The organism is Nocardia sp. NPDC004722 (assembly GCF_053601505.1).
This window is the reverse complement of the sequence record NZ_JBSGBY010000380.1, coordinates 1-8,224: the sequence shown is the minus strand read 5'-3', so window position 1 is coordinate 8,224 and position 8,224 is coordinate 1. Positions and strand designations below refer to the sequence as shown.

Below are 8,224 nucleotides of genomic sequence, written 5' to 3'. Positions count from 1 at the left end.
ACCGCGTGCAGGCGTGGCACGGCCTGGAACGCCTGCGCGCCGATCAGCAGGCCGATGTAGAGCAGGATAGGCACGATCGCCGGAACCGGCAGCAGCGCGGCCTCGCCGTGCTGGTTGAAGTAGTAGCTGCGCGCGGTCGAGCATTCGCCGCCGTAGAACACCGAGGAGCCCAGCTTGTCGGTGACGCGGTCGAGGAAGCGGGTATTGGCCTGCTCGGTCACCTCGAAGACCTGCTCGCCGCGGCGGAACATCTCACCGAACAGGCGCGCCATGTGCTTCATCTGCGCCTCGATGGTGGTGAAGTAGGACAGGCCGCTGTAGGAGTAGGGGCTGTTGAGGCTGACGAAGTTGGGGAACTTCGGCACGCTGATGCCCTCGTAGGCCTGGAAGCGGTTGTCGCGCCAGAACTTTCCGAGGTTGACCCCGTCGCGGCCGATGATCTCGATGGCCGGGAAGTTGACGTCCCACAGGTTGAATCCGGTGGCCAGGATCAGGGTGTCGATCTCGGTCTTGTGGCCGTCGGCGGTGACGATGCCGTCGGGCACCACGTGATCGATGGAGTTGGTCTCCAGGCGCACGTGCGGCTCGTTGAAGGTGGTGAAGTAGGTGTTGGAGAAGGTGGGGCGCTTGCAGCCGAAATCGTAGTTCGGCGTCAGCTTCGCGCGGGTCTCCTTGTCGCGCACCGAGTTCCGCAGGTGCGCCTTGGCCAGCACGGCGGCGGCCTTGTTCAGCGGCTTGGCCTGCTTGAAGTGCAGCACGCCGACGACCATGAGCGCCTCCAGCATGGAGGTGTTCACCATGCGAGCGGCCTTCTGCGTCAACGGGACTCGCGCGAAGAGGCTCTGCACGGAGCGCGGGATGGCGGTGTCGAACTTGGGCACCACCCAGATCGGGGTGCGCTGGAAGACGGTGAGCGCGGACGCCTTCTTGGCGACCTCGGGGATGAGCTGCACGGCGGTCGCGCCGGTGCCGATGATGGCGGCTTTCTTACCGGTGAGGTCGTAGTCGTTGTCCCACGCGGTGGTGTGGATGATCTTGCCAGCGAAGGTGTCGATGCCCGGGAACGGCGGGGTGTAAGGCTGCGAGAGGAACCCGGTGGCGGTCATCAGGTAGCGCGCGGTCAGGGATTCGCCACCCTCGATGGCGACCACCCACTGCTGCTGTTCCTCGTCCCAGCGCGCGCCGCCGACGACGGTGTTGAAACGCATGCGCCGACGCAGGTCGTACTTGTCGGCGACGTGCTCGGCGTACTTCTTGAGCTCGGCGCCCGGCGCGAACAGGCGCGACCAGTGCGGGTTGGGCTCGAAGGAGTACGAGTAGGTGACCGAGGCGATGTCGACCGCCAGGCCCGGGTAGTGGTTCACATGCCAGGTGCCGCCCAGGTCGTCCTCGCGTTCGAGGATGACGAAATTGCTCAGGCCGAGCCGATCCAGCTCGATGCCCGCGCCCATTCCGCCGAAACCGGCACCGACCACGATGGCGTCGTACTGAGGTGCCACGCCGAACCTCCTGCAGAAGTGTTGTTCAACTCAACTGATGCACATGTCACGGAATGACATCTCATTCCGTTTGTGATCACCGTATCATCGGGCCTGTGACGAAGCCATCCTCGAGAATCGAACGGCGCAAGGCCGAACTCCGCCAGGAGATCATCGACACCGCGTTCGGGTGTTTCGCCGAGAAGGGCTATCACGCCACCGGCATCGCGGACATCGCCGGCGTGCTGGGCATCGGGCACGGGACGTTCTACCGGTACTTCGAGAACAAGCGCGACATCATCGATCACGTCATCGACGATCTGGCGGCGCGGATCATCGACTCGCTGGGGACCGACAACGCGCCGGACGCCGCGGACAGTCTGGAGGAGTACCGGGCGCAGGTGGATCGCATCGGCGACGCGTTGAATCGGATCTTCCTCGAGGATCAGCGGGTCGCGCAGTTGCTGCTGTTCCAGGCGACCGGGATCGACAGTGAGCTGACCATGCGGCTCTACGGGCTGCTGGACACCGCGGACTCGCTGACGGCCGGGTATCTCGAGCACGGGGTCGAACGGGGTTATCTGCGTGCTGATCTCGATACCGTCAATACGGCGCGGGCGGTGACGGGCATGCTGCTGGCGGCCATCGTGCACGGCATCCGGACGCCGGACGCGAAGGCGGTGGACGACCTCAGCCATGCCATCCGGCATCTGCTGATCGACGGGGTGCGCAAGCACTGAACCGACTCGTTTGTCCGTTGCGGCCGGATCCGCAAGGGGCGGAAGTAATTCGGACATGAAGTCATTGGCACAATGGCGCGAGTGACCCCCGACGACGTCCGCCGCACCCGATTCGGCCCCGCGCCGTCCGGGCATCACGGCTACCACCCGGCCCAGGTGGACGCCTTCCGCGCGCGCATCGCCGACACCATGCTCGGCCGCGACCATCTCGGCATCGCCGAGATCCGGCTGGTGGAATTCGACGCTCCCCCGCCGGGCGCGCGCGGCTACGACATCGAGCAGGTCGACGATTTTCTCGACCACGTGTGCGTCGTCCTCGAGGAACTACGCCGGGGGCGCGGACGCATCCCCGCCCGCCGCACCCACGACCCGTTGACCCACGACGACGTCCTGCGTATCCATTTCTCCGCGCCCCCGTTCGGTTTTCCCGGCTATCTCGCCGATGAGGTGGGCGAATTCCTCGACCGCCTCGCCGCCACCCTGGCCCACCACGGGCCCAATGGCCTCACCGCACAAGACATCCGCGACATCCGATTCCACGTGGCCGCCCCCGGCGAACCCGCCTACCACCGCGACGAGGTGGACGCCTTCCTCGACCTGGTGGTGCACCAGCTCGAGCATTCCGAGGTCTCCCGTCACTGACGAATTCGGTCGTAGTCCGGGAATCGTTGCCGCAGCGCGTGATCGAAGGCTTTCGCCCGGTCGTGGGAGTCGTGGCGATCGAAACCGAAGCGGCGTAAGCCCACTCGGCGGTACGGGCGTAGGTACCAGGCCGTGAGGTCGGAGGCGGCGTCGAGGTGATCGTGCAGCAGTGCCCACACCACGGTGCCGCGGACTCTGCTCGCCGAGACGCGTCGGTAGTCGTCGAGTTTTCGCGCGGCGGCGAGGAAGGCGCCCGGATCGGCCGTGGTGGCGAAGAATTCGGCCAGCGGGCCGGTCACGAAGTGCAGGAAGGAATCGTCGGCGGGCTGGTCGAAACGCAGGCGGTCGATCTCGCCGAAAGAGAGGGTGTCCCAACCGTTGTCGTCCATGGCGGCCGCGGCGGGCAGTGCGTGCAGCACGGCAGCGCCGGACGGGGACACAATCGCGCCGTATCCGTCGATCTGGAGGCCGCCGTCTTCGATCCGGGTCAGTTCGGCCGTGACCGCCAGCTCCACGCCGGAGATCGAGGCCGGTGCCGTGAACGACAGGCGGACGGTGTCGGAGGGGTCGGCACGCGTGAAGCCGCGTTCGGCCATGATGTCGGTGAGCCAGGTGGTGTACTCCGCCAGCCGGTCGGCCGTCTGCGGCGGCTGGAGAATCTCGAAAGGTTCCCGTTCTCCGGAGTTGAGCCCCATGCGATAGCTGTAGCCGACCAGCGTCTCCGCCAAGTAGATCGGCAGATCCACCGCCTGGTGATCATCCGGATCCGATCGCAGCCGTTCCCGCAATGCCCCCGCCCCGGCCGGTACATCCCCCCTCACCAGTAAGCCGCCGGTGGCGGGATCAACCTCCACCGACCACACCCGCCGCCCATCCGCCCACCCTTCGATCCCGCTGTACCCCAGCCCCTCCACGACACCGAACTTGATCACCTCACACCCAGCCGACCAATCCCGCAGATCCAGCCTCTCCTCGAGCTGATCACCGCGGTCGTCGACCACCAGATACCAACCGTCGCGGGTATGCGCCCCCGAGAACGGCATTCGCGCATACCCGGCCCGCTCCCCCGTCCCCTGCAATCCGAGATCGCGATGAACCACCGCGGAGTCCTTGCCCCGCACCGCGATCCAACTGACCGATGCCCCCATTTCCCCACCTCCCCGCTTCGATACAACCAACCGTATCCGCGAGGTACGACAACTTCCTTGCGCCGAGCCCGGGCCGTGCCACGTAAGAACCAACGGGGCGACCGCGATAACAGTTGCTCTGCGGCGGTCAACTCCTCGGTCAACTCCGCGATTCGCTCACGCAGCCGCGCCACCGTCTGAAGGAGAAAGCTCAGGCCGACAACGATACCGTGAGCTCGCTCCCGGCTATGTCGTCATCGCCGACACCGACGCCAACTTCCAAGGCGACAGTAAGGAATTCACCGCCGACACGCCCTATGTCGGGGACGCGTTCAACGACAAGATCTCCTCGGTGAAGGTGCGGGCCGCCAGTGCTGACGAGGGGCAGTCACCCTACTTCTCCGGGGAGAACGGCGACGACTGGTTCTATTTCGAGGACTCCTCATCCGGATAGAGAGCCAGAGCAACGGCGGCGGCTGGGCTTCGGATCCGGCCGCCCGCCCATGGAAGCACAGAGCGAGCAGACCGTCGCGCAGACGTGCGTGGGGTCAGCGGCTGGCGTGAAGCCAGGTGGTCCAGGCGGCGGTGAGCTGTTGGGAGTATGGCAGTGGCTGGATGTATTCGGCGCCGGTGGAGGGCTGATTCCCGACGTCCTTGAGCACGTGGTCGGTTGTGGTGAGGTGTACCTGTTGCAAAGTTGTCTGCTTCAATGCCTCGTCGAGCTTCGCGACGTCGTCGCAGCTGATGTTGATGTCCTTGTCCGAGCAGCTGGTGAACACTCGTAGCGGTGCGTGCAGTGTCGCCGCCAGTGCTGCCGGGTCGAGAAGATCTTCGCTTGCAAGGATTTTCGCGTTGGCGGGGACGAGTCCGTCCTGCTGCAGCAGCATCGGCACATCGTCAGGCACCGTGCCGTTCATGCGCAGCTGCGTGACGACTGCGGCGAGGGAGGCGCGTAGGGACGCCACGTCGTTGGGCGAAAGCCCGCCCCTGTTTTCGGATTGCGCGATCTGCGCGTCGATCTGCCGCGACAGGATATCCAGGATTCGACCGGTGGCCGACTCGAGCAAGCTCAATGAGGTCACGGCGGGAATCTGCCCGCCCTTACCGTTGGCCACAGCCAACGCGATCAGCCCACCTTCGCTGTGCCCGACGATGCCTATAGCGGCCCGATCGATACCAGGCTGGGCGGCAAGGTAATTCGTCGCATCAGCCGCCTCCCGGACAAATTCATCGAATCCCAGGCTGGTTGGCTGCAGGCTTCCCAACCCGGTCTGCCCGGTCCCGACCTTGTCGTAGCGCAAGCTTGCGATTCCATTGCGTGCCAGCACGTCCGCGAGAAAACGCAGGGTCCCGACCGGCCCGTTCAACACTTTGCTGTCGCCATTGCGATCGGTGGGGCCGCTACCCGCGATGAGCAGCATCGCGGGCACGGCACCGGTGACGCCGTCGGGCATCCGCAGGCTGCCGTGCACGATCAACTGGCCACTGGTGAAACTGATTTCACGATCCGCCCCCGGCGATGATGCCTCTACCGACGCCGACGGGTGTTGCGAAGCCGTTGAGCCGCTTCCGCAGCCGGCGAGTAGGACGGTCAGCACCGCGACGAGACCGATCGCAATTCTCATGTTCCCCCTCCGAACACCATGATCATACTTGGCGCGGTCCGGTCGTTTTCGAGCCGATTGTCAGTGGTTGGCGTGTGCGGTCCCACGCGCGGCGCGTTCGGTTCCTGGGGCGTTGGCTGTGCGCTCGTAGATTCGGGGGTGGAGCGCTCACTCGATGTTCGGGCTCAGGTTTTGGAGGAGATGGCTGTGGCTACATTTGTGCTGGTTCCTGGTGCGCGCCATGGGGGTTGGTGGTTCGAGCCGTTGGCTCGGCAGTTGCGGGAACGGGGCCATGAGGCGTATGCGGTGACCTTGACCGGGATTGGGGAAAGAGCGCATCTGGCCGGTGGCGGGGTGAACCTTGATACCCATATCGCCGATGTGGTCGGTGTGCTCGAGGGCAACGATCTGGATGATGTCGTGCTGGTCGGCCATAGTTCGGGTGGCATGTCGGTCACCGGTGCGGCTGATGCTGTCCCGCAACGGATTCGGGCGCTGGTGTATCTGGATGCCTTCGTTCCGCGCGATGGCGACTCCGTGTGGAGTTTGAGTCCGCAGGTGTGGCGAGACCGCTATCTCGCCGATGTCGGTGGCGACGGCTACTCGATGGGGCTATCGGGATTTCCCACCGATGCCCGGGTCACCGCGCAGCCGCTGGCGTCGATGCTGCAGAGCATCCGGCTCACGGGTGCCGCCGAGAAGATCGCTCGCAAGCACTACCTGTTCATGACCGAATACGCCGAGACTCCGTTCACACAGTTCTACGATCGACTGCGGCTGGATCCGTCGTGGACGGTTCACACGCGTCCGTTCGGTCACAACGTGATGGCCGAGATACCCGAGGAGGTTTTGAAGCTCGTCCTGCATGCCGCCGAGTGAACCGGGCGTACGGATCTGTTCAGTGGGCAGGGGATCGAATCGGCTTGTTAGCCAGTTATTTACAGTGCGTGTTGCTCTGATCATGGTTTCGTGTCGGGTGATTCGAAACTATGATCGAGGGTATGGGTGATATTGCAGATGAGATCGCTACCGCTGGAGCAGTGGTCGCTCATCTGCGTGCTGTGCACCAGCAGATAGCTGCACTTCAGGCTGAAGAGATTGCGTTGATGACCAGCCTCTACCACTTGCGCCGCGCCCAGCAGCTTGATTGCGGGGTCAGCAACCTCAACGCGGGTGAGGATACCGCCACTGAAATCGGTGTGGCGCTGAAGGTTTCGCAGGGGACTGCCGACGGGCTCATCGGGTTGGGCCTGGATCTGGAGAACCGCTGCCCGGCTACGCGGGAAGCGTTCGCGGCGGGGCGCATCGATCTGGCGCAGACCCGTGCGATCACCAAGTCTCTCAGCAACGCTTCCGAGGAACTGCTCGCCGAGTTGGAGCCCGCGATGGCCGCGTACGCGGAGAAGGCTGATCCGCAACGTATTCGCCGTACCGCGCGACGGCGTCTGCTCGAGGCGGATCCGGCCGGTCAGGCTGCCCGTCGCAAGGCGGCCGAGGCCGACCGCTACGTTTCGATCACCGCACACGACGACGGCACGGCCCTGCTCGACGGTGTCTTGCCCGCTGCCGGAGGCCAGACCCTCTACGAACGGCTGCGCGAGATGGCTTCGACACAGTGCTGCGGAAAGGACCCGCGCACCGTCGCGCAGCGCCGCGCCGACGCCCTGGTGGCTCTCGCCGACGGCACCGGTCGCCTGATCTGCCGGTGCGGGCTGGAGGATTGCCCCCGCGCGGTGGTCGGTGAGACCCCGGTCGCCCGTAAAGCGCTTGTGCAGGTCGGTGTTTCAGCGGAAACGCTGGCCGGTTTGCAGGACAACCCGGCACTGTTGGCGGGGCTGGGGGCCATCGATCCCGATCTGGCGCGTCAGGTTGCCCGCCACGCCCGTTTCGAGGTCATCACCGACACCACGGCCGTGTCTCCCACCGGCGCAGGCCAAGCCAGCAGCGCACGCCAAACCACCAGCGCTCACACCGAATTGCGCTACCGGCCCGGTGCTCGCACCGCGCGCCAGGCCCGCGCGATCGACGGGATCTGCCGCGCGCCCGGCTGCCAGATCCCGGCCGCTGCCAGCGATCTCGACCACCAAGATCGCTTCGACCACAGCGACCCGCAAGCCGGGGGCCACACCACCGAAGACAACCTCGGGGCGCGCTGCCGTCGACACCACCGCCTCAAGACACTCGCCGACAATCACGCCAACGGCTGGACCGTCCGCCACCACCCCGGGCGCGTGGTCGAATGGTGCACGCCCACCGGGGAATCGGTCACGACCGAACCCGAAGGCAGCCTCTATCTTTTTCCGAGCACCGTTGTGCCTCCGGTCACCGCGGCCGGTGTCCCGGATGCGGAGCCGACCGGGTCAGTCTTCGATCCCGGGGTCGCGGTCAACATCATGACCGAGTTGGTGCAGGTTTACACCACCCCGGAGCAGCGCCGCCAGCATGCACGCGCCCGCGCTTCGCGACGGGCTGGGATCAACATGTGATTCGGTAGCCCGAGGCCAGGTAACTCGGGGGGAAGACTACTCGCGTGATTGGGCTGCAACGGGATTGCGTCGAGGTGGCATGTACCGGAAGTGTGGTTGCGTCGCCTGCCCTACCGGACTTTCGCTGACGCGACTTGGGAGCCGTGA

At 65.4% G+C, this 8,224-nt stretch carries 7 protein-coding genes; 4 read left to right on the top strand and 3 right to left on the bottom strand.

The window, feature by feature from the left end; translation table 11 throughout:
* Positions 1-1,499 (bottom strand): flavin-containing monooxygenase (locus tag ACWELQ_RS30120; RefSeq protein ID WP_452400415.1); only part of this gene is annotated, 1,499 nt, incomplete at its 3' end.
* Positions 1,500-1,552: 53 nt separating this feature from the next.
* On the opposite strand from ACWELQ_RS30120, the gene ACWELQ_RS30115 reads away from it, so the two are divergent.
* Complete coding sequence (locus ACWELQ_RS30115; protein ID WP_452400414.1) at positions 1,553-2,218, top strand: TetR/AcrR family transcriptional regulator; 666 nt, start codon at positions 1,553-1,555, stop codon at positions 2,216-2,218.
* A 72-nt stretch (positions 2,219-2,290) separates the two neighbouring features.
* Positions 2,291-2,860 (top strand): DivIVA domain-containing protein, encoded by a 570-nt coding sequence (locus ACWELQ_RS30110; protein WP_452400413.1) that lies wholly within the window; start codon positions 2,291-2,293, stop codon positions 2,858-2,860.
* On the opposite strand, the gene ACWELQ_RS30105 is transcribed toward ACWELQ_RS30110, so the two are convergent.
* The gene (locus tag ACWELQ_RS30105) at positions 2,854-4,008 is read right to left on the bottom strand and encodes a hypothetical protein (protein WP_452400412.1); all 1,155 of its coding nucleotides are present in this window, start codon (positions 4,006-4,008) and stop codon (positions 2,854-2,856) included. The two genes, ACWELQ_RS30110 and ACWELQ_RS30105, sit on opposite strands and share 7 nt — an antisense overlap.
* Positions 4,009-4,535: 527 nt before the next feature.
* Positions 4,536-5,441, bottom strand: coding sequence for an alpha/beta hydrolase family protein (locus ACWELQ_RS30100; protein ID WP_452400416.1), 906 nt, complete (start codon positions 5,439-5,441; stop codon positions 4,536-4,538).
* A gap of 309 nt (positions 5,442-5,750) precedes the next feature.
* Between ACWELQ_RS30100 and ACWELQ_RS30095 the strand changes: the two genes are divergently transcribed.
* Complete coding sequence (locus tag ACWELQ_RS30095; RefSeq protein WP_452400411.1) at positions 5,751-6,470, top strand: alpha/beta fold hydrolase; 720 nt, start codon at positions 5,751-5,753, stop codon at positions 6,468-6,470.
* A 110-nt stretch (positions 6,471-6,580) separates the two neighbouring features.
* Positions 6,581-8,077, top strand: a complete 1,497-nt coding sequence (locus ACWELQ_RS30090) for a DUF222 domain-containing protein (protein WP_452400410.1) — start codon at positions 6,581-6,583, stop codon at positions 8,075-8,077.
* Positions 8,078-8,224: the final 147 nt, after the last annotated feature.

Excerpts from the sequence above, each read along its gene's own strand:
- ACWELQ_RS30115 (WP_452400414.1), top strand. The coding sequence starts at position 1,553 with ATGACATCTCATTCCGTTTGTGATCACCGTATCATCGGGCCTGTGACG.
- ACWELQ_RS30110 (WP_452400413.1), top strand. The coding sequence starts at position 2,291 with ATGGCGCGAGTGACCCCCGACGACGTCCGCCGCACCCGATTCGGCCCC.
- ACWELQ_RS30105 (WP_452400412.1), bottom strand. The coding sequence starts at position 4,008 with ATGGGGGCATCGGTCAGTTGGATCGCGGTGCGGGGCAAGGACTCCGCG.
- ACWELQ_RS30100 (WP_452400416.1), bottom strand. The coding sequence starts at position 5,441 with ATGCCCGACGGCGTCACCGGTGCCGTGCCCGCGATGCTGCTCATCGCG.
- ACWELQ_RS30090 (WP_452400410.1), top strand. The coding sequence starts at position 6,581 with ATGATCGAGGGTATGGGTGATATTGCAGATGAGATCGCTACCGCTGGA.